The 26,441-nt window shown below is 71.0% G+C and carries 21 protein-coding genes; 9 read left to right on the top strand and 12 right to left on the bottom strand.

Annotation, left to right across the window (positions count from 1 at the left end; genetic code table 11):
* Positions 1–121 precede the first annotated feature (121 nt).
* Positions 122–1,096, top strand: coding sequence for a LysR family transcriptional regulator (locus tag BXA03_RS17315; RefSeq protein ID WP_076510112.1), 975 nt, complete (start codon positions 122–124; stop codon positions 1,094–1,096).
* A gap of 37 nt (positions 1,097–1,133) precedes the next feature.
* On the opposite strand, the gene BXA03_RS17310 is transcribed toward BXA03_RS17315, so the two are convergent.
* Both BXA03_RS17310 and BXA03_RS17305 read right to left on the bottom strand, forming a co-directional pair.
* Positions 1,134–2,234: a DNA glycosylase AlkZ-like family protein gene (locus BXA03_RS17310; RefSeq protein ID WP_076510110.1), complete on the bottom strand. Its 1,101-nt coding sequence runs from the start codon at positions 2,232–2,234 to the stop codon at positions 1,134–1,136.
* A 76-nt stretch (positions 2,235–2,310) separates the two neighbouring features.
* On the bottom strand, positions 2,311–4,749 hold the full coding sequence (locus BXA03_RS17305; protein WP_076510108.1) for a YgiQ family radical SAM protein: 2,439 nt from the start codon (positions 4,747–4,749) through the stop codon (positions 2,311–2,313).
* A gap of 180 nt (positions 4,750–4,929) precedes the next feature.
* Here BXA03_RS17305 and BXA03_RS17300 point away from each other — a divergent pair, with 180 nt between their 5' ends.
* The 6 genes from BXA03_RS17300 to BXA03_RS17275 all read left to right on the top strand — a co-directional run bounded on the left by BXA03_RS17300 (position 4,930) and on the right by BXA03_RS17275 (position 12,640).
* Positions 4,930–5,277, top strand: coding sequence for a hypothetical protein (locus BXA03_RS17300; RefSeq protein ID WP_076510106.1), 348 nt, complete (start codon positions 4,930–4,932; stop codon positions 5,275–5,277).
* A 144-nt stretch (positions 5,278–5,421) separates the two neighbouring features.
* Positions 5,422–6,753 (top strand): TolC family protein, encoded by a 1,332-nt coding sequence (locus BXA03_RS17295; protein ID WP_076510104.1) that lies wholly within the window; start codon positions 5,422–5,424, stop codon positions 6,751–6,753.
* Between the two features lie 22 nt (positions 6,754–6,775).
* Positions 6,776–7,342 (top strand): hypothetical protein, encoded by a 567-nt coding sequence (locus tag BXA03_RS17290; RefSeq protein ID WP_076510102.1) that lies wholly within the window; start codon positions 6,776–6,778, stop codon positions 7,340–7,342.
* The gene (locus BXA03_RS17285; RefSeq protein WP_076510100.1) at positions 7,339–8,469 is read left to right on the top strand and encodes an efflux RND transporter periplasmic adaptor subunit; all 1,131 of its coding nucleotides are present in this window, start codon (positions 7,339–7,341) and stop codon (positions 8,467–8,469) included. The genes BXA03_RS17290 and BXA03_RS17285 overlap by 4 nt, the downstream gene beginning before the upstream one ends.
* Before the next feature lie 13 nt (positions 8,470–8,482).
* On the top strand, positions 8,483–11,602 hold the full coding sequence (locus tag BXA03_RS17280; RefSeq protein WP_076510098.1) for an efflux RND transporter permease subunit: 3,120 nt from the start codon (positions 8,483–8,485) through the stop codon (positions 11,600–11,602).
* A 69-nt stretch (positions 11,603–11,671) separates the two neighbouring features.
* The gene (locus BXA03_RS17275) at positions 11,672–12,640 is read left to right on the top strand and encodes a bifunctional helix-turn-helix transcriptional regulator/GNAT family N-acetyltransferase (protein WP_076510096.1); all 969 of its coding nucleotides are present in this window, start codon (positions 11,672–11,674) and stop codon (positions 12,638–12,640) included.
* Here BXA03_RS17275 and BXA03_RS17270 read toward each other — a convergent pair.
* The 3 genes from BXA03_RS17270 to BXA03_RS17260 form a co-directional block, all read right to left on the bottom strand.
* Positions 12,630–13,412 (bottom strand): 3-hydroxybutyrate dehydrogenase, encoded by a 783-nt coding sequence (locus BXA03_RS17270; RefSeq protein WP_076510094.1) that lies wholly within the window; start codon positions 13,410–13,412, stop codon positions 12,630–12,632. The two genes, BXA03_RS17275 and BXA03_RS17270, sit on opposite strands and share 11 nt — an antisense overlap.
* A 262-nt stretch (positions 13,413–13,674) precedes the next feature.
* Positions 13,675–15,186, bottom strand: coding sequence for a DegQ family serine endoprotease (locus BXA03_RS17265; RefSeq protein WP_076510092.1), 1,512 nt, complete (start codon positions 15,184–15,186; stop codon positions 13,675–13,677).
* 100 nt (positions 15,187–15,286) lie between these two features.
* On the bottom strand, positions 15,287–15,763 hold the full coding sequence (locus BXA03_RS17260; RefSeq protein ID WP_076510090.1) for an Lrp/AsnC family transcriptional regulator: 477 nt from the start codon (positions 15,761–15,763) through the stop codon (positions 15,287–15,289).
* Positions 15,764–15,865: 102 nt separating this feature from the next.
* Here BXA03_RS17260 and mdeB point away from each other — a divergent pair, with 102 nt between their 5' ends.
* Positions 15,866–18,529, top strand: coding sequence for an alpha-ketoglutarate dehydrogenase (gene mdeB, locus BXA03_RS17255; RefSeq protein ID WP_076510088.1), 2,664 nt, complete (start codon positions 15,866–15,868; stop codon positions 18,527–18,529).
* A 48-nt stretch (positions 18,530–18,577) separates the two neighbouring features.
* Here the strand turns inward: mdeB and BXA03_RS17250 are convergent, their stop codons facing one another.
* From BXA03_RS17250 to mltG, 7 genes are all read right to left on the bottom strand, one after another.
* Positions 18,578–20,575 carry a putative bifunctional diguanylate cyclase/phosphodiesterase gene (locus BXA03_RS17250; protein WP_083716149.1) on the bottom strand — a complete coding sequence of 666 codons (1,998 nt, stop codon included), beginning with the start codon at positions 20,573–20,575 and terminating at the stop codon, positions 18,578–18,580.
* Between the two features lie 214 nt (positions 20,576–20,789).
* On the bottom strand, positions 20,790–21,479 hold the full coding sequence (locus tag BXA03_RS17245) for an ankyrin repeat domain-containing protein (protein WP_076510084.1): 690 nt from the start codon (positions 21,477–21,479) through the stop codon (positions 20,790–20,792).
* Entirely contained in the window at positions 21,476–22,282 is an 807-nt protein-coding gene (locus BXA03_RS17240) for a TatD family hydrolase (RefSeq protein ID WP_076510082.1), read from the bottom strand. The genes BXA03_RS17245 and BXA03_RS17240 overlap by 4 nt, the downstream gene beginning before the upstream one ends.
* A gap of 54 nt (positions 22,283–22,336) precedes the next feature.
* Positions 22,337–22,708, bottom strand: coding sequence for a PilZ domain-containing protein (locus BXA03_RS17235; RefSeq protein WP_076510080.1), 372 nt, complete (start codon positions 22,706–22,708; stop codon positions 22,337–22,339).
* Entirely contained in the window at positions 22,705–23,730 is a 1,026-nt protein-coding gene (locus tag BXA03_RS17230) for a DNA polymerase III subunit delta' (RefSeq protein ID WP_076510423.1), read from the bottom strand. The genes BXA03_RS17235 and BXA03_RS17230 overlap by 4 nt, the downstream gene beginning before the upstream one ends.
* Positions 23,718–24,368, bottom strand: coding sequence for a dTMP kinase (tmk, locus tag BXA03_RS17225; protein ID WP_076510078.1), 651 nt, complete (start codon positions 24,366–24,368; stop codon positions 23,718–23,720). Before tmk ends, BXA03_RS17230 begins: the two co-directional genes overlap by 13 nt.
* A 2-nt stretch (positions 24,369–24,370) precedes the next feature.
* Positions 24,371–25,369, bottom strand: a complete 999-nt coding sequence (mltG, locus tag BXA03_RS17220; RefSeq protein ID WP_076510076.1) for an endolytic transglycosylase MltG — start codon at positions 25,367–25,369, stop codon at positions 24,371–24,373.
* A 113-nt stretch (positions 25,370–25,482) separates the two neighbouring features.
* On the opposite strand from mltG, the gene BXA03_RS17215 reads away from it, so the two are divergent.
* On the top strand, positions 25,483–26,400 hold the full coding sequence (locus tag BXA03_RS17215; RefSeq protein WP_076510074.1) for a CAF17-like 4Fe-4S cluster assembly/insertion protein YgfZ: 918 nt from the start codon (positions 25,483–25,485) through the stop codon (positions 26,398–26,400).
* Positions 26,401–26,441 lie beyond the last annotated feature (41 nt).

Genomic DNA, 26,441 nt, shown 5'->3' with positions numbered 1-26,441 from the left:
ATTGTTCGAAGCGTTCTCCGGCACGCCAATTGCCAAGAAGGAATGCACCGTATCAGCCGAATGGCGCCAGCGACCCGTCATTCCGAGGGCGAGGCACCAAGGCGGTGCAACCCAGCATCGCATGTCCCGACCCGACGACCCTTTCGACACCTACCTGCTGCGCGTCTTCCACACCTTGATGGCGGAGCGCAGCGTCTCGCGCACCGCCGCGCGCATGAACCAGTCGCAGCCCGCGATCAGCAGCGCCCTCAAGCGTCTGCGCGAGGTATTCGGCGACCCGCTGCTCATCAAGGACAAGCAGCGCATGGTGCCCACCGAGCGGGCGATGCAGCTGCATGCGTCGGTGCGGCTGGTGCTGGGCGAGCTGGATGCGCTGCTCGCGCCCGAATCCAGCTTCGACCCGGCCACCACGCGGCAGGTGTTCCGCATCGGCACGCCGGACTACCTGGCCCCGCCGCTGATGGCCGCCGTGGCGCAGTACATGCGCGAGACCGCACCCGCGGCCAGGCTGGCGTTGCAGCCGCTTGGCCCCGACTACGACTTCGAGGCCGCGCTGGCCGAAGGCGAACTGGATGTGGTCATCGGCAACTGGCCGCAGCCGCCGGAACACCTGCGCACCACGCTCTTGCTGGAGGACGAGATCGTCTGCCTGGTCGACGAACGCCACCCCTGCGCCGCACGCATGACGCTGGCCGACTACCTGCAGGGCTCGCACGTGGTGCCGCTGCTCTACAGCGTGACCCAGCGCGGCGTGGTCGAGACCGCCCTCGCCTCACAGCGCATGAGCCGCACCGGCACCGTCACGGTGCCCTACTTCGGCCTGGCGCCGCACCTGCTGCCCGGCACCGACCTGATCTTCACCACCAGCCGGCACTTTGCGCAGTACTACGCCGGCCTGCTGCCCCTGGCCATCGTGCCCGCGCCGGTGGACTTTCCGCCGATGCGCTTCTACCAGCTGTGGCATGGGCGCACGCAGCCGGCGCCGGGGCATGTGTGGTTTCGGTCGTTGCTGTCGGCGGTGGTGAGGACGGTGGGGGCGGCACGGCATCTCCGCGACACGCCGACGGACCGACGGATTCAGGCCCCGAGGTCCTGAAGGCCGTCGCCGCCAGCAGGTCCGTGAGCCAGCGCGCTCAGCGCGGAACCAGGAATCCGTGAAGGCGCGTCATTTCCTCTTCCAGCAGCGTCGATGCGGTCCGATCCCGGGCCGCGGCTGCATCGGCGTAGCCCACGATCGGCACGCCGCTCGCCGCCTGTCCCGCCACATTCGCCCATCCGACCACCCGATCGCCCCACAACATCGGCAATGCGTAATACCCGAACTGCCGCTGCGCCGGCGGCGTGTAGGCCTCGAACTTATACGTCCAGCCCCACAACAGCGTGAAGCGGCGGCGGTCCCAGACGATGGGGTCGAACGGGGCGAGCAGGCGCAACTGGTCGTCCACGACCCACCGACGTGAACGCGGGTTCTCGTCGGCTGGCCAGTACCACGTCGTGCCGTCGAGGGTGGCGCTGGCGAGATGCTCACGCGCGAGGCGCAGCGCGATCTGCGTGTGCGCGCTCAGGTGCGGCGCGCCATAGCCGAGCAGGCGCACAAGGTAGGTCAGGCTGGACGCCGGCAGCGGCGCGTACTTGCGCACCACCAGGTCGATGAGGCCCGCAGCCCGACGGGCGCGGCCGGCAGGGCTTTCGTCGGCGGGCGGGTGTGCCGCGATCTCATAGACGCGCGTGCCACTGTCGCGGCGCTTCACGCGCAGCAGGCCGCGGTAGTGGAGGCCGTCGAGCAAGTGGGTGGCCAGGTTGCCGCCGCCGCCCCAGGCGTTTTGCCGCCTTCCGTGAGCGAAGTGCAGTTCCACGTCGCGCGGATGCGCGATGCGGCGCTCGCGCACGAAGGCCAGCACGTCATCCGCCTTGCGCTGGGCCTCGGCGTCCCAGGGGCGTCTCGGCTCGCGCGGATGCACCAGCGCCAAGTGCTCGCGTGGCAGGAAGCCGTAGTTGACAAGGCAGTCCTCGTCGATCTGCAGCCGCGGGTAGCGCGCTTCCAGGTCGCCGGCGCGGTAGTCGGCGACGCGGTGGCGCAGCGTCAGGTCCTGTGCGCGGGCGGGCGCGCGGATCGGGTCCGCCTGCACGAACCCCAGCCGCCGGATGGCGGCCGGCAGCGTGGTCGGCGTGAACAGCGAGCGCGCGACGGCGTAAAGGCGCAGGTGGTCGAGGCTGAGGGCGGCGGAGGCCATGCGAGCCATTGCAGCACAGAGCCAGCCCTGCAGCGCGCCACGTTATCGCCGATGCGGCGATGCGGAGGGCCCGCGATCAGCGCGGTCGGCGCGGTGCCCGAGGCGCTTGCGACGCGCCGGGGCCGCGCGGCGCACTCGGCTTGCCGGCCCCCTTGCCCGCCAGGGGGCGGCTGCCCGTCTCCCGCGGCGGCAGGCCCGTGTGCTGCGTCAGCACGGTGCCCGGCCGCGGCGCGGCGCCCACGCGGCGGGCGCTGGACGGCACCGCGGCCGACGGCGCAGGCGTCGAGTTCTTGCGCCGCGCGCTCTGGTAGCCGCCATCGGTCGCCGGCTGGAAGGTCGGGATCAGGTGGTGCTTGCCGTTGCCGATCAGGTCGGCGCGGCCCATGGCCTTGAGGGCCTCGCGCAGCAGCGGCCAGTTGTTGGGGTCGTGGTAGCGCAGGAAGGCCTTGTGCAGGCGGCGGCGCTTCTCGCCGCGCACGATGTCCACCGACTCCTCGGCCTCGTCGCGCATGCTGCGGCGTACCTTGGTGAGCGTGTTGCGGCCCGAGTGGTACATGGCCGTGGCGGTGGCCATGGGGCTGGGGTAGAAGGTCTGCACCTGGTCGGCGCGGAAGCCGTTCTTCTTGAGCCACAGCGCCAGATTCATCATGTCCTCGTCGCGGGTGCCCGGGTGGGCCGCGATGAAGTACGGGATGAGGTACTGCTTCTTGCCCGCCTCGGCGCTGAACTTCTCGAACAGGCTCTTGAAGCGGTCGTAGCTGCCGATGCCGGGCTTCATCATCTTGGAGAGCGGGCCCTCCTCGGTGTGCTCGGGCGCGATCTTGAGGTAGCCGCCGACGTGGTGCTGCACCAGCTCCTTGACGTACTCGGGCGACTTCACGGCCAGGTCGTAGCGCAGGCCCGAGCCGATCAGGATCTTCTTGATGCCGCGCAGCGCCCGCGCCCGGCGGTAGATCTGGATCAGCGGGCCGTGGTCGGTGGTGAGGTTCGGGCAGATGCCGGGATACACGCAGCTGGGCTTGCGGCAGGCGGCCTCGATCTCGGGGCTGCGGCAGCCCAGGCGATACATGTTGGCGGTGGGGCCGCCCAGGTCGGAGATGACGCCGGTGAAGCCCTCGACCTTGTCGCGGATGTCCTCGACCTCGCGAATGATCGAGTCCTCGCTGCGGCTCTGGATGATGCGGCCCTCGTGCTCGGTGATGGAGCAGAAGGTGCAGCCGCCGAAGCAGCCGCGCATGATGTTCACGCTGAAGCGGATCATCTCCCAGGCCGGGATCTTGGTGGCGCCGTCGTGGCGGCCCTGCTCGTCCGCATAGCGCGGATGCGGGCTGCGAGCGTAGGGCAGGTCGAACACGTAGTCCATCTCGGCCGTGGTCAGCGGGATGGGCGGCGGGTTGATCCATACGTCGCGGGCGGTGGTGCCCTCGCCGTGGGCCTGGACCAGGGCGCGGGCGTTGCCGGGGTTGGTCTCCAGGTGCAGCACGCGGTTGGCGTGGGCGTAGAGGATCGGGTCGGCCTTGACCTGCTCGTAGCTGGGCAGGCGGATCACGGTCTTCTCGCGCGCCGGGGCCTTGAGGCGGACGGCGGGGTTGGCGATGAAGGTGATGGGCTTGACAGCAGCAGCCTGGGCGATGGTCGCGGCCCCCGCCTGACCGTTGGCCTCGTCGGCCACCGCATTCGCTTCGTCCTCGCGCGCGCAGGTCTGCCCTTGCGCCTTGGCCTGCTCCGACACCATCAGGTAGGGGTTCAGGTGCGCATCGACGCGGCCGGGCTGGTCGACCTCGGTGGAGTCCAGCTCGAACCAGCCCTCCGGCGTCTCGCGGCGCACGAAGGCGGTGCCACGCACGTCGGTGATCTGCTGCACCGGCTCGCGCGCGGCCAGACGGTGAGCCACCTCGACGATGGCGCGCTCGGCGTTGCCGTACAGCAGCAGGTCGCACTTGCTGTCCACCACGATCGAGCGGCGGACCTTGTCGCTCCAGTAGTCGTAGTGGGCGATGCGGCGCAGGCTGCCTTCGATGCCGCCGAGCACGATGGGCACCTCCGGAAAGGCCTCGCGGCAGCGCTGGCTGTAGACGATGGCGGCGCGGTCGGGGCGCTTGCCGCCGACATCGCCGGGGGTGTAGGCATCGTCGCTGCGGATCTTCCGGTCGGCGGTGTACCGGTTGATCATCGAATCCATGTTGCCGCTGGTCACGCCCCAGAACAGGTTGGGCTTGCCCAGCGCGCGGAAGGGCTCGGCACTCTGCCAGTCGGGCTGGGCGATGATGCCCACGCGAAAGCCCTGCGCCTCCAGCACCCGGCCGATGACGGACATGCCGAAGCTCGGGTGGTCCACATAGGCGTCGCCGGTCACCACGATGATGTCGCAGCTGTCCCAGCCCAGGGCGGCCATCTCCTCGCGCGAGGTCGGCAGGAACTTCGCCGTGCCGAAGCGCTGCGCCCAGTACTTGCGGTAGCTGGTGATCGGCTTGGCGGCGCGCGCAAAGAAGGAGACGTCGACGGGTGCGTTCATGCGTGGGGTGGATCCGGCGGCGCGGGAGGGCGGCGCTGCGCTGTGATGCTGCGTTCGGGAACCGCGCTGGCGCCCGGGCGGAAAGAAGGCAGCGATTTTAAGGGCGGGGGCCTTCTCCCCTCATCCCGAAGGGAAGCCGCGCGAGCGGGACACCGGCCACACCTAGAATCCGCGCCCGTCGTGCGCCGCCTTTTCTTCATCCTCCTGCTGGTCTTGATGCCGCTTCAGTTCAGCGTTGCTGCGCTGAAGGCCTACTGCCAGCACGAGGCCGGCGGCATGACGCACCTGGGCCACCACGAGCACCAGCATTTCGACGTCGCCGACAACGACGACGAGCCGGGCACGCCGCCCGCGCTGGGCCATCTGGACTGCGGCCACTGCCACGCGCACTGCGTCGCGCTGGCCACCGCGATCGCGCCCGGGGCCCCGGCCATTCCCAAGGCCGAACTGCGCGAAGGCGCCGCTGCTCCGCTGGCGGTGCGCGCGCTGGCCCCGCCCGAACGGCCCCAGTGGCCCGGCCTTGCCTGACCGGCAAGGCCTGCAGCTTCACCCCCTTCCCCTCCGCCTGACGCGCCTGGCGCGCCAGCGACGCGCTGCATGCGCGCGCCCCCGCCGGGGGTGCGTGCGGCCTGCCGGTCTCCCTCGCACATCGATTTGCCTTGGAGAACTGGAATGCCTTTCACACCCCTTCGGCCGCGGCGCTCGTCGCCCCGGCCCCATCCTGCCTGGCGGCCGCGACTTGCGCTGACGCTCGGGCTCCTGCTGGCGCCCTGGGCGCTGGCCCAACCGCCGGCGCCGCCGACACCCGCCGCCCCGACGGCACCCGGTCCGCTGCGCCAGGCCTTCGACGAGGCCTGGGCGCGCCAGCCCGAAGCCCGGGCGCTGGCGGCGCGCCAGCAGGCGGCCGAGGCCGGCCAGCGCGCCGCGTCAGCCTGGACGCCCGAGCCGATGGCGCTCGAACTCACCCACCGCACCGACCGCGCCAACGCCAACGACGGCCAGCGCGAATGGGAGGCAGGCCTGGCCATTCCGCTCTGGCGACCGGGCGAGCGCAGCCGCGGTCAGGCCGTGGCCGCGGCCGAAGCGGCCGCCGTGTCCCTGCGCGAGCAGACAGCACGGCTGCGGCTGGCCGGCGCGCTGCGCGAGGCCTGGTGGCCCTGGGCCCGCGCCCGCGTCGAGCAGCAGGTGGCCGATGCCCAGCTGGCCCATGCCCGCACGCTGGCTGCGGATGTGGAGCGCCGCTGGCGCGCGGGCGACCTGGCGCGCAGCGACCTGCTGCAGGCACAGGGCACGGTGGCCGCGGCCCGCGCGGCGCAGGCTGAGGCGGCCCGTGCGGCGGTCGAAGCCGCGCTCCGCTGGGAGGCGCTGACCGGCGGCAACGCCGGGGCCAATGCCGGGCCTGCGCGCCTGGTCGATGACGTCGGCGCCGAGGCAGAACCCGAGCCGCGCGCTGAGCCCGGGGCGCCCACTGCCACGCACCCCGCGCTGGCCGAACTCACCCAGCGTCTCGCCATCGCCCGCGCCCAGGCCGAGCTGGCCGCCCGCCAGGGCGCCGGCAACCCGGAGCTGACCCTGGGCACCACCCGCGAGCGCGGCAGTGCCGACGAGGCGGCGCGCAGCACGCTCAATGTGGGCCTGCGCATTCCCTTCGGCGCAAGCGCGCGGCAGGAGGCCCGCCAGGCCACGGCATTGGCCGAGGCCCTCGAGCTGGAAGCGCAGTGGCGGCTGGAGGAAGGCCGCTTGGCCGCCGAACAGCAGGCCGCCCGGGCCCGCGTGGACGCGGCCCGCATCCGCCTGGCCGCCGCCGAGGAACGCGACGCCCTCGCCAGCCAGACCCTCGGCCTGATCGAGAAGTCCTTCCGGCTCGGCGAATCCGACCTGCCCACGCGCCTGCGCACCACGCAGGAAGCCGGCGACGCCGCCCGCCAGCTGGCCGCCAGCCGCATCGAGCTGGCGGCCGCCGTCTCGCAATGGCGCCAGGCCCTGGGCCTGCTGCCCGAATGACAACCCGACACCCAACCCTCCCATGAACTTCCAATTCCTCGCAGGCACCGCGCTGGCCCTGGCCGCCGCCGTCTTCCTGCCCACTGCCCTGGCCGACGAAGGCCACAGCCACGACGCGGCGCCCGCCGCGCCGGCCACAGCCGCCCTGCCCCGCTTCGCCCTCGAATCCGAGGCCTTCGAACTGGTCGGCGTGCGGCAGGGCCATGAACTCGCGCTCTACCTGGACCGCCATGCCGACAACCAGCCCGTGAACGACGCCCGCCTCGAACTGCGGATCGGCGAGAAGGATTTCGTCGCCGAGCCGCACGGCGAAGGCACGTACGAAGTCGAACTGGACGAGGCCACGGCCGAGGCCACCGGCGAGCTGCCGCTGATCGCCCGCCTGAGCGTTGGCGACGCGCGCGACGAGCTGCGCGGCGAATGGCACATCGAGGCCGCCGATGGCCACGGCCACGACGCCAACGCCACTCCAGCCTGGCGGCGCCTGCTGCCCTGGGCCGCCGCGGCCCTCGCCGCCCTCGCCCTCGTCCTCGCCGCCGCAGTCGCCTGGCTGCTGCGCCGCCGTCCCGCCACCGGAGCCGCCGCATGAACCGCCTTCCTTCTTCTGCCCCGCGGCAGCTCACTGCCACGCTCGCCCTCCTGTTCGCCCTGGCACTGCCGACGAGCGCCCTGGCCGACGCCGGCCACGACCACGGCGGCGCACCGCCGGCCGCCGCGGCCAACGGCCCGCAGCGCCAGCCGGACGGCAGCGTCTTCCTGCCCAAGCCCAGCCAGCGCCAGCTGGCGGTGCGCACCGTCGTGACCACCGTCGCCGTCCTGCCGCGCAGCATCGAACTCGATGGCCGCGTGGTCAGCGATCCGCAAAGTGGCGGCAAGGTGCAGGCCCTGATCGCCGGCCGCATCGAGCCCGGCCCGCGCGGACTGCCCGAGCCTGGCCAGGCCGTGCGCAAGGGCGAGGTGCTGGCCTGGGTGCAGCCCGCTGCCGCACCGCTGGAGCGGGCAACGCAGGCCGCCCAGCTGGCCGAACTGCGGGCCGCCGGAACGCTGGCCGAAAAGCGCTTGGCGCGCCTGCGCGAGCTGGCCGACACCGTGCCCCGCAAGGAGATCGAGGCGCTCGAGAGCGAAGTGGCCGCCGCCCGCGAGCGGGCCGGGGCCATCGGCGCCGGCCTGTCGGGCCGCGATGCGCTGGTCGCGCCGGCCTCGGGCGTCATCGCGTCCTCGTCCGTGGTCGCCGGCCAGGTGGTCGATGCGCGCGAGCTGGTGTTCGAGATCGTCGACCCGGCGCGCCTGCGCATCGAGGCCCTGGCCTACGACCCGGCGCTCACCAGCGACATCGGCGGCGCCTCGTTGGCCGTCGGCGGCACGCAGGTGCCGCTGCAGTTCGTCGGCGCCGCCCGCGCGCTGCGCGACCAGGCCCTGCCGCTGGCCTTCCGCGCCCAGGGCGCCGCGTTGTCGACGCTGGCGGTGGGCCAGCCGGTGCGGCTGCAGGTGCACAGCCGCAGCACGCACGAGGCCATCGCCGTGCCGCGTGCCGCGCTGATGCGCAACGCCGCCAACGAGACCATCGTCTGGGTCAAGACGGCGCCGGAGCGCTTCGCGCCGCGCACCGTCACCACCGCGCCGCTGGACGGCGTGCGCGTGGCCCTGACGTCGGGCGTCGCGCCCGGCGAGCGCGTCGTCACCGACGGCGCCACGCTCATCAACCAGATCCGCTGAGGCCGCACCCACCATGTTCAAGTGGCTCCTCGAACGCAGCCTGGGCAACCGGCTGCTGGTGATCGTGCTCGCCCTCGCGGCGATGGCCTATGGCGCGTACACGCTGACGCGCACGCCGGTGGACGTGTTCCCCGACCTCAACAAGCCCACGGTGACGGTCATGACCGAAGCCGGCGGCATGGCCCCCGAAGAGGTGGAGCAGCTCATCACCTTCCCGCTGGAAACCGCCATGAGCGGCCTGCCCAGCGTGGAGACGGTGCGCTCGGTGTCTTCGGCCGGCCTGTCCTTCCTGTACGTGACCTTCGACTGGCGCACCGAGATCTTCCGCGCCCGGCAGCTGGTGTCCGAACGCGTGTCGGCCATGGAAGAAGGCCTGCCCGCCGGCACCGTGCCGCGCATGGGCCCGGTCAGCTCGGTGATGGGCGAGATCATGCAGATCGCGATTCCGGTCGATCCCCAAAGAATCTCGCCGATGGCCGTGCGCGAGTACGCGGACTGGGTGCTGCGCCCGCGGCTGATGTCGGTGCCGGGCGTGGCGCAGGTCATTCCCATCGGCGGCGAGGTGCGGCAGTTCCAGGTGCAGCCCGATGCGGCGCGCTTGGCGCAGTTGGGCATCTCGGCCGAGTCGCTGGCCAGCGCGCTGCGCGGCTTCGCGGCCAACACCTCGGGCGGCTTCCTGTCGCTCAACGGCCGCGAGTACCTGATCCGCCACCTGGGCCGCACCGCGCGGCTGGACGACCTGCGCCGCCTGGCGCTGGGCGCGCGCAACGGCCAGCCGATCCTGCTGCAGCAGGTGGCGCAGGTGGACTTCGCGCCCGCCATCCGCCGCGGCGACGCCGGCTTCGAAGGCCGGCCCGCCGTCATCCTGGGCGTGCAGAAGCAGCCGGCGGCCGACACCATCGCGCTCACGCGGCAGATCGAGTCCGCACTCGACGGCCTGGCCGCCGCACTGCCGCCCGGCATGGAAAAGCCGCGCGTCACCTTCCGCCAGGCCAGCTTCATCGAGGCCTCCATCGACACGCTGCAGGGCAAGCTGGTGGGCGCGGCGGTGTTCGTGGCGCTGATCCTGTTCTTCTTCCTGGGCACGCTGCGGCCCACGCTGATCGCGCTGGTGGCCATTCCGGTCTCCATCCTGGCGACGGCGCTGGTGTTCCGCTCCTTCGGGCTGTCGATCAACACCATGACCCTGGGCGGCCTGGCCATCGCCATCGGCGGGCTGGTGGACGACGCGGTGGTGGACGTGGAGAACATCATGCGGCGCCTGAAGGAGAACCGCGCCCGGCCCGAGGCCGAGCGGCTGGGCGTGCTCACGGTGGTCACGCGCGCCTCGATGGAGGTGCGCTCGGCCATCCTCTATGCCACGGTGATCATCGTGCTGGTCTTCGTGCCGCTGTTCGCGCTGCCAGGGCTGGAAGGCCGGCTCTTCGTGCCGCTGGGCATCGCCTTCATCGTCTCCACGCTGGCCTCGCTGCTGGTGTCGGTGACGGTGACGCCGGTGCTGAGCTACTGGCTGCTGCCGCGCATGAAGCGGCTGGAGCATGGCGACACGCGGCTGCTGGCCTGGCTCAAGTCCCGCTATGCGCGCGGGCTGGAGGCGGTGCTGCGCCGGCCCCGCATCGCGGTCGCCGCCGCGGCCGTGGCGGTGACGGCCGCGACCGTGGCCGTGCCTTTCTTCCCGACCACCTTTCTGCCGCCCTTCAACGAGGGCACGCTGCTCGTTGGCCTGCGGCTGAACCCGGGCGTGACGCTGGAGGAAAGCAGCGCGCTCGCCCGCCAGGCCGAGCGCCTGGTGCGGCAGGTGCCGGAGGTGACGCACGTCGGCCGCCGCAGCGGGCGGGCCGAGCTGGACGAGCATGCCGAGGGCGTGCACGTGAGCGAGCTGGACGTGGGCCTCAAGCCCGCCAGCGAACTCACGCGCCCCATGGCGGCCATCACCGCCGACATCCGCCAGCGCCTGGCCCCGCTGCCGGCGGCCATCGGCATCGGCCAGCCGATCTCGCACCGCATCGACCACATGCTCTCTGGCGTGCGGGCACAGATCGCCATCAAGGTCTTCGGCGAGGACCTGGACGTGCTGCGCGGCCAGGCCGAGTTGCTGCGTGCGCGGCTGGCCGCCATCCCCGGCGTGGCCGACCTGGAGGTCGAGAAGCAGGTGCTGGCGCCGCAGATCAAGGTGCGCGTGGACTACGACCGCGCCGCCCAGTACGGCGTGCCCGCGCCGCAGGTGCTGCAGACACTCGAACGCATGGTCGAGGGCGAGAAGCTGTCGCAGATCGTGGAGGACGGCCGCCGCTTCGCGCTGGTGCTGCGCCTGCCCGAGCCGGCGCGCTCGGTCGACGGCCTGGGCCGGCTGCTGATCGACACGCCCCTGGGCGCTGTGCCGCTGTCGCGCCTGGCCACCATCGAGGAAGGCGACGGCCCCAACCAGGTCAGCCGCGACGACGGCCGGCGGCGCATCGTGCTCTCGGCCAATGCCTCGGGCCGGCCGCTGTCCGACGTGGTGACGGACATGCGCGCGGTGGTGGCGCAGACCCGGCTACCGGCCGGCTATTTCATCACCCTGGGCGGACAGTTCCAGGCGCAGGAAGAAGCCTCGCGGCTGGTCGGCCTGCTGTCGCTGGTCTCGCTGGCGCTGATGTTCGTGGTGCTGTACAGCCGCTACCGCTCGGCGGTGCTGTCGGCGCTCATCATGGCCAACATCCCGCTGGCGCTGGTGGGGGCCGTGGCCGGCCTGGCGCTGTCCGGGCAGCCGCTGTCGGTGGCGGCGCTGGTGGGCTTCATCACGCTGGCGGGCATCTCGGTGCGCAACGGCATCCTCAAGGTGAGCCACTACGTCAACCTGATGCGCTTCGAGGGCGAGTCCTTCGGGCCGCGCATGATCGTGCGCGGCTCGCTGGAGCGGCTGTCGCCGGTGCTCATGACGGCGCTGGTGACCGCCTTCGCGCTGGCGCCGCTGCTGTTCGAGGCCGAGCGGCCGGGCACCGAGGTGCTGCATCCGGTGGCGGTGGTGATCTTCTCGGGACTGGTGAGCGCCACGCTGCTCGACACCTTCCTGACGCCGGCGCTGTTCTGGCTGTTCGGCCGCCGCAGCGCCGAGCGGCTGGCGGCGGATGGGGACAGGCAGGCGCTTTGAGGACGCGCGAGGCAAAGCAGAAGCGGATTTAGTTGCCTTAGTCAACTTTATTGGTTGACAATGGCACACATGCCTGAACTGCCTGCTTCTGCTTCGTCGCCCGCCGCCTCCGCCGTTCCGGTGGAGGCCGTCAAGGCCCTGCGCCGTTTCAACCGCTTCTTCACCCAGCGCATCGGCGTGCTGGAGCCCTACCTCGGCAGCGATCTCTCGCTGACCGAGGTGCGAGTGCTTTACGAGCTGGCGCATCGGCCCGGGCTGACCGCCCGCGAGCTGGCGCAGGCGCTGAGCCTGGATGCGGGCTACCTCAGTCGCATGCTCAAGCGCTTCGAGTCACTGGGCTGGCTCGGGCGCGCCACCGATGCGCGCGATGCGCGACAGCAGCGGCTGTCGCTCACCGAGGCGGGCCATGCGGCCTTTGCGCCGCTGCAGCAGCGCTCGCGCGATGCCGCGGCCGACTTGCTGGCGCCGCTCGCGCCGGCCGCGCGCGACGAACTGGTCCGGGCCCTTGCACGCGTGGAGACGCTGTTCGACGCCACGCCCGCGCCGCTGCGCACCGCCGTGCTGCGCGACCCGGCCCCGGGCGACCTGGGCTGGGTGGTGCAGCAGCATGGCGAGGTCTACGCCCGCGAATACGGCTGGGACGGCCGCTTCGAGGCTGCCGTCGCCGACATCGCCGCCCAATGGCTGCGCGCCACCGACCCCGCCTGGGAGAAGGGCTGGATCGCCGAGCTGGACGGCCAGCGCGTCGGCTCCGTGTTCTTGATCCGCCACAGCCCCGGTGTGGCGCAGCTGCGCCTGCTGGTGCTGAAGTCCGAGGCGCGCGGCCTGGGCCTGGGCGGCAAGCTGGTCGACGGATGCATCGCCTTCGCGCGCGCCCGTGGCTACCGCCAGATGATCCTGTGGACCCACAGCTGCCTCGAAGCCGCCCGCGCCCTGTATGCCGCGCGCGGATTCGTGCTCGACGCCACCGAGCCGCACGAGGGCTACGGCAGCGGCCCGCTGGTGGCCGAGCGCTGGTCGATGACGCTCACTGCATGAACCAGCCGTGGCTGACCACCAGCGACTGGCCGGTCAGCGCATTGCTCGGGAAGGCGGCGAAGAGCAGCGCCACGCGGGCCACGTCGTCGGTGGTGGTGAATTCGCCATCCACCGTCTCCTTGAGCATCACGTTCTTGACCACCTCTTCCTCGGTGATGCCCAGCGTCTTCGCCTGCTCCGGGATCTGCTTTTCCACCAGCGGCGTACGCACGAAGCCGGGGCAGATCACGTTGGCCCGCACGCCGTGCTTGGCGCCTTCCTTGGCGACCGTCTTGGCCAGGCCGATCAGCCCGTGCTTGGCCGTGACATAGGGCGCCTTGAGCATCGAGGCCTCCTTGGAATGCACCGAGCCCATGTAGATCACGCTGCCGCCGCGGCCCTGGGCGTACATGTGCTTCAGACAGGCGCGCGTGGTGAGGAAGGCGCCGTCCAGGTGGATGCCCAGCATCTTCTTCCAGTCGGCAAAGCCGAACTCCTCGACTGGGTGGACGATCTGGATGCCGGCGTTGCTGACCAGGATGTCGATGCCACCGAAGGCCTTGACGGCCTCTTCGACCGACGCATCGACCTGCTCTTCGTTGGTGACGTCCACCGCCACGCCGATGGCCTCGGCCCCCGTCGCCTTCATCTCGGCGGCGGCGGCATCAGCCGCCTGCTTGTTGAGGTCGGCGATCACGATCTTGGCGCCTTCCTGTGCGAAGAGCGTCGCGATCTCCTTGCCGATGCCGCTGGCCGAGCCGGTGATGTAGGCGACCTTGTCCTTGAGTTGCACAGTGCTTCCTTTCGATGCGAGGTTGGGATGGGAAATATTGAGGGTTCATGCTGCGATGCACAACTTAGGGGAAGCTGAGGCCGTGCGCGCGATCGCCTGTTCGCGGCATCGTCCTACGCCTCGCTCCCAGGCCACTCTGCGGGTGTCGCGTTTCGCGCGACTGCTGCGGCCGGGGCGACGTGAGTGAAAAAAGCCGAGCGGCGCATGCGGCACCGCTCGGCTTGGCGTGATGGTGGCGGCGCCCCTGCGGGGCACGCAGCCGTCAGCCGATGTTCACCGGCACGAAGATCTTCTCGTCGCCGCGCTGGATCAACAGCGCCACCGACTTGTCGGCCTTGGCCACCGCCTCGCGCACCTGATCCACGCTCTTGGCCGGCGTGCCGTTGATGGCCAGCAGCACGTCGCCCTGCTGGATGCCCGCACTGGCCGCTGGACCGCGCGCATCCTCGATCAGCAGGCCGCCGCTGGTGCCGACCTCCTTCTGCTCCTGCGGCTGCAGCGGACGCAGCGCCAGACCCAGCTTGCCCTTGCCGACGGCCTCCTCGGCCTTGGCGACCTTGGCCTTGTCGCCAGCATTGCCGAGCTGGGCTGTCAGCTCACGCGCGCCGCCATCGCGCCAGATTTCGATCTGCGCCTTCTGGCCCGGTGCCTTCTGGCCGATGATGGCCGGCAGATCGCCCGAGGTCGTGATGGGCTCGCCATCCACCTTCAGGATCACGTCGCCCGACTTCAGGCCGGCCTTGTCGGCAGGCCCGCCCTTCTCCACATTCGAAACCAGCGCGCCCTGGGGCTTGTCGAGCTTGAAGGAATCGGCAAAGGCCTGGTTCACCTCCTGCACGGCCACGCCCAGCTTGGCATGGTCGGCATGGCCGGTGGCGACGATCTGGTCCTTCACGCGCATGGCGATGTCGATCGGGATCGAGAACGAGACACCCTGGTAGCCGCCGCTGCGGCTGTAGATCTGCGAGTTGATGCCCACCACCTCGCCGCGCGCATTGAACAGCGGGCCACCCGAATTGCCGGGGTTGATCGGCACGTCGGTCTGGATGAAGGGCGTGAAGCCGTCGTCGGGCAGCGACCGGCCCTTGGCGCTGACCACGCCGGCCGTCACGCTGTTCTCGAAGCCGAAGGGCGAGCCGATGGCCAGCACCCATTCGCCCACCTTCAGGTCCTTGGGGCTGCCCAGCTTGACCGTGGGCAGGTCCTTGGCATTGATCTTGAGCACCGCCACGTCGGTCTTGGGATCGGCGCCCAGCACCTTGGCGCGGTACTCGCGGCGGTCGGTGAGCTTGACCGTCACTTCCTTGGCGCCGTCCACCACGTGGGCATTGGTCAGGATGATGCCGTCCGGGCTCAGGATGAAGCCCGAGCCTTCGGCCCGGGTCGGCACCGAGCGCTGGGGCCCTTGGCGATGGCCGGGGACGCCGCCGAACTGGCGGAAGAACTGGTAGAACGGATCGTTCGGCGACATGCCGGGCGGCATGGCCGCGCTGCCGCTGTCGTCGTCATCGCCGCTGGTGTCCAGCGCCGTCTTGGTCATGCCCGAGACGCTGATGTTGACCACCGCCGGCCCCTGCTGGGCGGTGATGACCGAGAAGTCGGGCGCGGCGATGGGCGCCACCATGGGCGAGGCGGCCACCACCGGCGGCTGGGGTGCGGAGCCCAAGGCATGGGCGCTGGTGTAGGCCCCGCCGGCTGCGGCGCCGAGCACGCCTGCGGCAGCAAGTGCGATCACCAGCCGCTTGGGCGACTGCAGGATGGTCTGGGTGTTCATGAGGAGCCTCCGGGATATGCAACGAGTTGCGATGGCGTGACTGTGGAAGCCATCGCTTAGGCATGACTTAAATACCCGGAGGCCCTACGGGCCGGTGCCCTCAGCGTCGCGGCAGCGGCAGTGCCGTCTTGTAGCGCACCTGCTTCAACGCAAAGCTGGAGCGGATCTTCTCGACACCGGGGATCGGCGTGAGCTGCTCCAGGATGAAGCGCTCGAGCGCGGCCATGTCGGCCACGGCGACGCGGATCAGGTAGTCGCTGTCGCCCGTCATGAGGTAGCACTCCATCACCTCGTCGTGCTCGGCGATGCGTCGCTCGAAGGACGCCAGCGCCTCCTTGCTCTGCGTGCGCAGGCTGATCGAGATGAAGACGTTCAGGCCCAGGCCGAGGGCCGGGGCGCTGCACAGCGCCACATAGCGGGCGATGACGCCCGCGGCCTCCAGCGCCTTCACGCGCGCCAGGCAGGGCGAGGGCGACAGGTGCACGCGCCGGGCCAGTTCCACGTTCGACAGGCTGCCGTCGCGCTGCAGCTCGTCGAGGATGCGCAGATCCGTGGCGTCGAGCGGGAGGTTGTTCATGCTGCGTCCATGTGATCGGGCGGCATTTTATGCCGCGGCCTCAGGGTCGACGCGCCCGATTCCGACAGCACATTCGCCGGCTGCCTGCCTAAAGTGCCGGGCATGAATGCCCCGACCTCCGCCGCGCAGCTGCTGGCCCTCGCCACCACCGACACCCCGTCCTCCGCCGACGCCGACCCCGTCGAGACCGCCGAATGGCGCGAGGCATTCGTCGCGCTGCTGCATGCGCATGGCCCCGACCGCGCCCGCTGGATGCTTCATGAACTGGCACGCGTGGCCCGCGCCCAGCGCATCGGCTGGCAGCCCGAGCTGGCCACGCCCTATGCCAACACCGTGCGGGTGGATCGCCAGCCGCCCTTCCCCGGCGACCTGGCCATCGAGGAGCGCATCGGCTCACTGATGCGCTGGAACGCGCTCGCGATGGTGGTGCGCGCCAACCAGGCCTATGGTGAGCTCGGCGGCCACATCGCCAGCTATGCGAGCGCGGCCGACCTGTTCGAGACGGGCTTCCACCACTTCTTCCACGGCCGCACCGACGTGCACGGGGGCGACCTGGTGTTCTTCCAGCCCCACAGCGCGCCCGGCGTGTATGCCCGTGCCTTCCTCGAAGGCCGGCTGAGCGAGGACGACCTGGCCCACTACCGCCAGGAGATCACCGCGCCGATCAACGGTGCCCGCGGCCTGTCGAGCTATCCGCATCCCTGGCTGATGCCGGACTTCTGGCAGTTCCCGACCGGCTCCATGGGCATCGGGCCGATCAGCGCCATCTACCACGCGCGCTTCATGCGCTACCTCACGCACCGCGGGCTGCTGGACTGCGAGGGCCGCAAGGTCTGGGGCTTCTTCGGCGATGGCGAGATGGACGAGCCCGAGTCCATGAGCGCCCTCACGCTCGCCGCGCGCGAAAAGCTGGACAACCTGGTCTGGGTGGTCAACTGCAACCTGCAGCGCCTGGACGGCCCGGTGCGCGGCAACGGCCGCATCATCGACGAGCTGGAAAAGCTCTTCGCCGGCGCCGGCTGGAACGTGGTCAAGCTGGTCTGGGGCAGCGACTGGGACGGCCTGTTCGCCCGCGACACCGAAGGGGCCCTGCTGCGCGCCTTCGCCGAGACGGTGGACGGCCAGATGCAGACCTTCGCCGCCAAGGACGGCCGCTTCAACCGCGACCATTTCTTCGGCCAGAACGACGCCCTGCAGCGCCTGGCCCAGGGCATGACCGACGAGCAGATCGACCGCCTCAAGCGCGGCGGCCACGACCTGGTGAAGATCCACGCCGCCTATGCCGCGGCGGCCGCCCACCGCGGCCAACCCACGGTGATCCTGGCCCACACCAAGAAGGGCTACGGCATGGGCACGGCCGGCCAGGGCAAGATGACCACGCACTCGCAGAAGAAGCTGGACGAGGCCGACCTGATCGGCTTCCGCAACCGCTTCAACCTGCCCTTGAGCGATGAACAGGCCACCTCGCTCGCCTTCTACAAGCCCGCCGAAGACAGCCCGGAGATGCGCTACCTGCGCGAGCGCCGCGCCGCCCTTGGCGGCGCCCTGCCCCAACGCCGCACCGACTGCGCCACGCTGCCCGTGCCGCCGCTCGAAAGCTACGCCCGCTTCGCCACCGAGGCCGCGGGCAAGGAGATGAGCACCACCATGGCCTTCGTGCGCCTGCTGGGCAACCTGCTCAAGGACGGCGAGCTGGGCCCGCGCATCGTGCCCATCGTGGCCGACGAGGCACGCACCTTCGGCATGGCCAACCTGTTCAAGCAGGTCGGCATCTACAGCAGCGTGGGCCAGCGCTATGCGCCGGAGGACATCGGCTCGGTGCTGAGCTACCGCGAGGCCATCGACGGCCAGATCCTGGAGGAAGGCATCAGCGAGGCCGGTGCCATCGCCAGCTGGACGGCGGCGGCCACCAGCTACAGCGTGCACGGCCTGGCCATGCTGCCCTTCTACATCTACTACTCGATGTTCGGCTTCCAGCGCGTGGGCGACGCCATCTGGGCGGCGGCCGACCAGCGGGCGCGCGGCTTCCTGCTGGGCGCGACGTCCGGCCGCACCACGCTGGGTGGCGAAGGGCTGCAGCACCAGGATGGCAGCAGCCACCTGGTGGCGGCCACCATTCCCAACTGCCGCGCCTGGGACCCGGCCTTCGCCGGCGAGATGGCCGTGATCGTCGATGCTGGCATGCGCGAGATGCTGGTGGAGCAGCGCGACGTCTTCCACTACATCACGCTGATGAACGAGAACTACGCCCAGCCCGACGTGCCCGCGAGTGCGCACGAGGACCTGCTGCGCGGCGGCTGGCGCTACGACGGCTGGCAACGGCCCGAGGGCGCACCGGCAGCCACGCAGCGCATCACGCTGCTGGGCTCGGGGGCCATCCTCACCGAGGTGGTCAAGGCGGCGCAGGCGCTTGCCATGGAAGGCATCGAGGCCACGGTGTTCAGCATCACCAGTTGGAGCGAGCTGTCGCGCGAAGGTCTGGCCTGCGAGGCACGGGTGCTGACCAGCGAGGCCGCCGCCGTGCGCATCGAGCCCTTCATCACGCGCCTGCTGGCCGCCAGCGAAGGCCCGGTGATCGCCGCCACCGACTACGTGCGCGCGGTGCCGGAGTCCATCCGCGCCTACGTGCCCGAGGGCCGGCGCTACCTCACGCTCGGCACCGATGGCTTCGGCCGCAGCGACACGCGCGCCGCGCTGCGCGACTTCTTCGGCGTGGATGCGGCGGCCATCACGACCGCGGCGCGACGCCTGCTGCAGCCCCTGTGAACATGCCGCGTCGCGGCGCCTGCGCGGCCGGGCAGCGCTCTGCGCCACTCAGGGCTGCTGGATGATCTCTTCCAACGGCGCCGGGCGGCGCAGGTGGTAGCCCTGCACCAGAGGGCATTCCAGCGTGCGCAGCGTCATGAGCTCCTCCGCCCGCTCGACGCCCTCGGCCACCGCGTCGATGCCCAATGAGCGCGCCATCTGCAGGATCGTGCGCACCAGCAACTGGTTGTCACGCGAGCCGTCCAGGCCCGAGATGAAACTGCGATCGATCTTGACCTGCCGCACGTGTTCTCCGCGCAGCGAGGCCAGCGAGGAATAGCCGACGCCAAAGTCGTCGATGGAGATGGCGACGCCGGCAGCCGCCAGCCGTGCCAGCTTGCCGTGTGTGTTCTCCGCGTTGAGGGCGACTTCCTCGGTGATCTCGATCTGCAGCCGATGGGGTGACACGGCATGCGCGCGCAGTGTCTCCAGGACCAGTTCGTCCACTTCCAGGTGGGCCATCTCGCGCGGTGAGACGTTGACGGCCAGCGGCAGATGGGCCAGGCCCGCGGCATCGAGCCGACGGGCGGCTTCGCACACCTGCGTGAGCACATGGGCGAGCAGCCGCCGCGCCCTGCCCGTGGCGGCCGCAGCATGCACCACCTGCTCGGGCGACACCCAGCCGTGCCGGGGATGCAGCCAGCGCAGCAGCGCCTCGAAGCTGTGCAACTGGCCACCTGCCGTGAAGATGGGCTGATACCACAGCACGATGCCGCCGGTGTCCAGGCCCAGACCGAGGTCGCGCTCCACATCGCGTCGCACGACCAGGGCCTGCTGCAGGCCGTGGTCGAAGAAGCGGAAGCCGTCGCCGCCCGAACGCTTGGCGCTGTAGAGCGCTTCGTCGGCGAAGGCCAGCATGTCCGTCACGCACAGGCCGCGGCCCACGCACAGGCCCACGCTCAAGCCGAGCTGGCCGCCCTCCAGCGCACTCGCCTGCGCGACACGCTGCGTCAGCAGCCGCGCCACATCCTCGGGCGAAAGCGCGGCAGTGGACGTGTCGTAGAGCACCACGAACTCATCGCCCCCCCAGCGCCCGACGACGGCACCGAGCGGCGCCAGCTCGCGGCCCAGCCACGCGCCCACATCCTGCAGAACACGGTCGCCCACGCCGTGGCCGAACATGTCGTTGATGGCCTTGAAGCCATCCAGGTCCAGCATCAGCAGGCATTGCTCGTGCTCCTGTGCGGCCTCCAGGCGCCAGCGCGCCACCTCGGCGAAGCCGTCGCGGTTGAACAGGCGCGTGAGCGGGTCGTGGTTGGCCCGGAACTCCAGCTCCCGGGTTGCGGCGTGCGAGGCTTCATGCGCCTGCCGAAGCCGGTCGGCCAGCACGGTCGCCTCGTTCTTCAGCAGGCTGCCGCGCTTGAAGGCCGCTTCGCTCTGCATGGCACTGCGGATCAGCGCCGCGAGATAGACGAAGACCATCACGGCCAGCATCTGCCGGTCGAATCCGCCCGCGACGAGCAGGCAGCCGGCCACCGACAACAGCGCCGGCGTGATGAACATGATGGGCACGCGCGCATAGGCGATGCCATAGGTGACCGAGCCCGCCGTGATGCCGCACACCACCGTGAGGTAGAAGAGCGTCTGCGGCGAGGTATAGGCATCGCAGAGCAGCGCGACCAGCGCCCACACCAGCCCCGAGCACAGGCCGAGCAGCGAGGTCAGCCGCAGGTGCCAGTGCACGCCGCGGGTGCGCCACCAGCGGGCACTCGGGGCGGCGGCATCGGACGCGGGCTCGTGCGGCCGGCGATAGGGCAGCCGGCAGACCACGGCGCGGGACACATTGACGAGGGCGGACAGCAAGGCCCACAGCAGGCCCAGCGCGAGTTTGTCGCCGCTGTAGGCCATGAGCAGCGCCGCAAGCGTCAGCACTGCATTGATGGGAATGGCCGCCCGCACGCTCTGGCGCACGGAGACCATCTGGTCGTGCTGCACCATGCTGCGCAGCTCGGCCGCGTCGAGATGCTCGGCAGGAGCCGCCGGAGCAGGGACGGAAAGGGAACTCATAGACACAGGACGGCGGCCACGCGCAGGCGGACCACAGGGCAGGAGCACACAGCCGAGGCTCGCCATGGCAAGGCATGACGGGCGCCCGATGTCAGCCTGAAACGGGAGGTAACAGAGGCATTGGGCCATCGCTTGCCGCCCGCTTGCAAGCACTTTCGCGCCGGGCCCGTCACCCGGTCGACTGCTTGAATCCGAAAGTTCTACGCTGCGCGGCTCACCACTTGCCGCTGCCCGCCGGACGGGGCTTGAGCTGCTGCGCGCGACTCAGCATTTCGATCGCATCGGGCCGGTTGCCGCGCTTGGCGAAGTCCAGCGCGGTCATGCCGAGCTGGTTCTTGATGGCGGTGTCGGCGCCCTCGTCCAGCAGCAGCTTCACGGCCTCGGCCGAGCCGTACATCGCGGCCATCATCAAGGGCGTGGTGCCGTTGGGCGATTGGGCATCGATGAAGGCATGCTGCTCCAGCAGCTGCTTCATGATCGCGATGTGGCCGTTGGTGGCGGCGTAGTGCAGCGGCGCCCAGCCCGGCTTGTTGACCGCCGCGTCCCGCGCCAGCAGCAGGTTGACGTACTCCTGCTGGCCCTTGAGCGCCGCCATCATCAGCGGTGTCTCGTCGCTGCCGTTGGTGGCATCGACATTCACGCGCGGCGACGCGATCAGCACCTTGGCCACGCGCGGCGAGGGCTCACGCAGCGCGAGGATCAGCCCGGTCTGACCCTTGGGGTCGCGGCCGTTCGGATCGAAGCCCTGCTTGAGCAGCCGCTCCACCGCCCCGGGGTTGTCGCTGATGACGGCACGGAAGAAGTCGTCGTTGGGACTCGCGGTGGCGCAGGAGGCCGCAGCCAGTGCCGCCGCGAAGGCGAGCAGCGTGCGGCGGGCGATGGAAGCGCGGGCAGGAAGGCTCATGGGGCGGGGACCTTGAAAAGCTGTTCGAAATTGCGGCTGGTGGCCTTGGCCACCGCCTCGACCGTCATGCCGCGCAACTGCGCGATCTGTTGGGCCACGTAGGGCACGTAGGATGGGTTGTTGGTCTTGCCACGGAAGGGCACGGGCGCCAGGTAAGGGCTGTCGGTCTCGATCAGCACGCGGTCCATGGGCACGAAGGCGGCCACATCGCGCAGGTGCTGGGCGTTCTTGAAGGTCAGGATGCCCGAGAAGGAGATGTAGAAGCCCAGGTCGAGCGCGGCACGCGCCACCTCGGCCGTCTCGGTGAAGCAATGGAAGACGCCACCGGCGGCGCGCTCGCGGCCGTCTTCGCCCTCCTCGCGCAGGATGGCCAGTGTGTCGGCCGAGGCCTCGCGCGTGTGGATCACCAGCGGCTTGGCCACCCGCTGCGCCGCGCGGATGTGCACGCGGAATCGCTCGCGCTGCCAGTCTAGGTCGGCCACGCTGCGGCCGCCCTTGCGGGCGTCCATCTGGTAGTAGTCCAGACCGGTCTCACCGATGGCCACCACCTTGGGCTGCGCCGACAGCGCGACCAGCATGTCCACGTCGGGTTCGCGCACGTTCTCGTTGTCCGGATGCACACCCACGCTGGCCCAGAAGTTGTCGAAGCGCGCAGCCAGGCCCTGGACGGCCTCGAACTCCTCCAGCGTGGTGCAGATGCACAGCGCGCGGTCGACCTGCGCCTGCGCCATGTCGGCGCGGATGCGGTCGATGTCCTGCAGCAGCGAGGGCTCGGTCAGATGGCAATGGGAGTCGACGAACATGGGCGAAGCGAAGAGGAAGGCAAGGGACGCGGCGCCTCGTACGAGGCCGGCGCGTCAGAGGGTCTGGGTCGGCCGGTCGGAGGCCAGGCTGGCGCCGAGGATCTCCTCGATGCGGGCCTTGAGCTGGCGCGACTTCTCGTCGCCCGGAAAGCGGATGCCGATGCCGGGCGAGCGATTGCCCGCCGCCCGTGGCGGCGTGATCCACGCCACCTTGCCGGCCACCGGATAGCGTTGGGGATCCTCCGGCAGGCTCAGCAGCACGTAGACGTCGTCGCCGAGGCGGTACTCGCGCGAAGTGGGAATGAAGATGCCGCCCTCGGCGAACAGCGGGATGTAGGCCGCATACAGCGCGCCCTTCTCCTTGATCGCCAGCTGGATGACGCTGGGCCGCGGCAGGGGGGCGGACGGGGCGGCGGTCGCGTTCATGGGCGTTCGGGGCTGCGGGAGTTTAGGGCGGCGTGCGCCTCGCTCACCAGCGCCTCGATCATCAACCCCGCATTGAATGGGTGCTCGGCGGTACGCGCCGCCTTGAGCAGCGACGCCGACCAACGCGCGAGCACGGGCGCCGAAGGCGGTGGCGGCAGCGACGCGGCCTCGAAGAAGCGCGGCTGCCCGCCGCCCGCCACGGCCATCAGGTCGTGGCACAGCTTCTGCAACGTGTCGATGGCCGCGGGAGGCGGCTGGTCGGCCAGCGCCGTGACGTCGCCGCGGCGCATGGCCTGCGGCAGCAGCGACCACGCCCTGGCGGATGTGCCGCTGCGCGCCATCCGCAGCGCGTCGGACGGTCGCCCGCCCGCCGCCCGCAGCAGCGCTGGCGCCTCGGCCGCCGGTACGCCCTGCGCGGCCAGCCAGGCTTCGGATTCGCCCTCGGCCGGCCACGGCAGCGTGAAGGCCTGGCAGCGGCTGCGGATGGTGGGCAGCAACTGCCAGGCGGCCTCGGTGGCGAGCACGAAGCGCACGTCGCCCACGGGTTCCTCCAGCGTCTTGAGCAGCGCATTGGCCGAGATGGCGTTCATGCGCTCGGCCGGGTACACCAGCACGACCTTGCCGCGGCCGCGGCCGCTGGTGCGCTGGGCAAAGCCGACCGCGTCGCGCATGGCCTCGACACGGATCTCGCGGCTGGGCTTGCGCTTCTTGTCGTCGATCTCGGCCTGGGCCTTCTCGTCGATCGGCCAGGCCAGTTCCATCATGGCCACCTCGGGCATCAGCACCGCCAGATCGGCGTGGGTGCGCACGGCGATGGCATGGCAACTGGCGCAATGGCCGCACGCGCCCTCGGGCGTGGGCTGCTCGCACAGCCAGGCTGCGGCCAGAGCCAGCGCCAAGTCGTATTGGCCGAGGCCCGATGGCCCCTGCAGCAACAGTGCGTGGCCTCGCTGACGCAGCAGCTGGTCGCGCGCGCGGGCCAGCCAGGGCGAGAGCGCCGGCGCCTCGTTCAGTTCAGCCATCCGCGCTCCTGCAAGGCGGCTTCGACCTGGGCCCAGACGGCCTCTCGGCGCACGCCGCCGTCGATGCGGGCAAAGCGGTCGGGCTCCTGCGCGGCACGGCGGGCATAGCCGTCGCGCACGCGGCGGAAGAACTCGGCGGGCTGCGCCTCGAAACGGTCGGGCAGCCGGGCGCCAGCCAGGCGCTCGGCGGCGACCTCGGGTGCCACGTCGAACCACAGCGTGAGTTCGGGCTGCAGCAGCGCAGCGCCGGCTTCCTGCTGCTGCACCCACCGCTCCAGCGTCTGCAGCACGTCGAGGTCGAAACCGCGGCCGGCGCCCTGGTAGGCGAAGGTGGCGTCGGTGAAACGGTCGCACAGCACCACCGCGCCGCGTGCAAGGGCGGGCTGGATCACCTGCACGACGTGATCGCGCCGGGCCGCGAAGACCAGCAGCGACTCGGTCAGCGGATCCATGGGCGCGTTGAGCACCAGCGCCCGCAGCGACTCCGCCAGCGGCGTGCCGCCAGGCTCGCGCGTGCGCACCACCTCGCGGCCCGTCGCAGTGAGGCGCTGTTCGATGGCGTCGAGATGGCTGGACTTGCCTGCGCCGTCGATGCCTTCCAGGCTGATGAAGCGCCCCTGGCCCGGCTGCTGACCCATGTTCACTGCCCTCCCCGCTGGTAGCGGTTGACCGCGCGGTTGTGCGCGTCGAGCGTCTCGCTGAACTGGCTGGTGCCATCGCCACGCGACACGAAGTAGAGCGACTTGGTACGTGCCGGCTGAACGGCGGCCAGCAACGAGGCCTTGCCCGGCATCGCGATCGGTGTGGGCGGCAGGCCCTGGCGGGTGTAGGTGTTCCAGGGCGTGTCGGTCTGCAGGTCGCGCTTGCGCAGGTTGCCGTCGAAGCCCTCGCCCAGGCCGTAGATGACGGTCGGGTCGGTCTGAAGCGGCATGCCGATGCGCAGACGGTTGACGAACACGCCGGCGACCTCGGCGCGGTCGCTGGCCTTGCCGGTCTCCTTCTCGACGATGCTGGCGAGGATCAGCGCCTCGTCGGCCGACCGGAGGGGCGTGTCGGGCGAGCGGGCCGCCCACGCGGCCTCCAGCTTGCGGTCCATCGCGCGCATGGCACGCTGCAGCAGCGCCACATCGGTGGAGTTCTTGGAATAGGTGTAGGTGTCGGGGAAGAAACGGCCTTCGGGATGCTGGCCCGGCCGGCCCAGCCGCACCATCAGGTCGGCGTCGGACAGCGAGGCCGTCTCGGGCTTGAGCATCTCGGCCTTGGCGAGCGCCGCGCGCACCTGGCGGATGTTCCAGCCCTCGACCAGCACCACGCTGCGGGTGGCCTCGCGCCCGCGCACCAGGATCTCCAGCAGCAGGCGCGGCGTGACCCCCGCGTCCATCTCGTAGCTGCCGGCGCGGATCTGGCGGTCCTTGCCCGAGACGCGGAACCAGGCGTAGAGCAGCCGGGGGTCGACCGCCACGCCCGCGTCGGCCACGGCCTGCGCCACGCCGCGCGGCGTGGTGCCGGGCTCGACCGACAGGTCGACACTGGCGGCCGGCAACCGCAGCGGCTGGTGCAGCCACCAGAACGCCCAGCCGCCCACGGCCAGCACCGACAGCAAGGCCAACAGGAACAGGGAAACGAAGAAACGGCGCACGGCGAAGGGGTGGATCGAGGACGGCCGAGGGGGCGGGAGCGGGGCCGCCGGCGTGGGCTGCGGCGAGTGTCCCGCGCAGGGCACCGCCAAGGGTCGGCCATGATAATTCACGCATGACCCACCCCCTCTTCCAAGGTGTGACGCCCCCGCTCGCCGCGCTGGGCGTGATCCGCGCGGAAGGCCCCGATGCGGCGGCCTTCCTGCATGGCCAGCTCACGCAGGACTTCCTGCTGCTCAAGGACGACGCCGCCCGCCTCGCGGCGCTGTGCTCTCCCAAGGGCCGCATGCTCGCCAGCTTCGTCGCCTGGCGGCAGGCGCCGGACCAGTTCCTCCTGGTCTGCTCGCGCGACCTGCTGGCGGCCACGCTCAAGCGGCTGTCGATGTTCGTGCTGCGCGCCAAGGCCAAGCTGAGCGACGCCACCGCCGACTTCGATGTGCGGGGCCTGGCCGGTGCGGCCATCGCCGCGGCCGGCGCAGACCCGGGCGCGGCCCCCGGCCAGCGACATGCGGTGGCCGAGGGCGTGAGCGTCGTCGCCCTGCACGCCTGCGAAGGCGTACCCCGCGCCCTGTGGCTGGCCCCAGCCGGTACCGCCGCCCCGGCCGGCACCGAACTCGGCGCCGAGACCTGGGCCTGGAGCGAGGTGATGAGCGGCGTGGTGTCCATCGGTGCACCGGTGGCCGATGCCTTCGTGCCGCAGATGCTCAATTACGAGTCCGTGGGCGGCGTCAATTTCAAGAAGGGCTGCTACCCGGGCCAGGAAGTGGTGGCCCGCAGCCAGTTCCGCGGCACGCTCAAGCGGCGGGGTTATGTGGTGAGCGCCGACGGGCCCCTCGCCGCCGGCGCGGAGGTCTTCGGCGCCGACCCGGAGCAGCCGGTCGGCACGGTGGCCGCGGCGGCTCCGGCGCCGGGGGGCGGCTGGGCCGGGTTCGTGTCGATTCAGGTGTCGGCGCTGGAAGCTGGGGGCCTGCGCGCCGGGCACGCGGCGCTGACCGTGCAACCGCTGCCCTATCCGCTGCTGGAAGACATCTGAGCAGTGGGTCGATGCCGAGGCGGTGGGCCGCCGGCATCGGC

This window comes from Pseudacidovorax sp. RU35E, from assembly GCF_900156165.1.
In the GTDB taxonomy this organism is placed as follows: Bacteria; Pseudomonadota; Gammaproteobacteria; order Burkholderiales; family Burkholderiaceae_C; genus Xenophilus.
The sequence above is the reverse complement of the archived record's forward strand: the minus strand, read 5'-3'. Positions and strand labels throughout refer to the sequence as shown.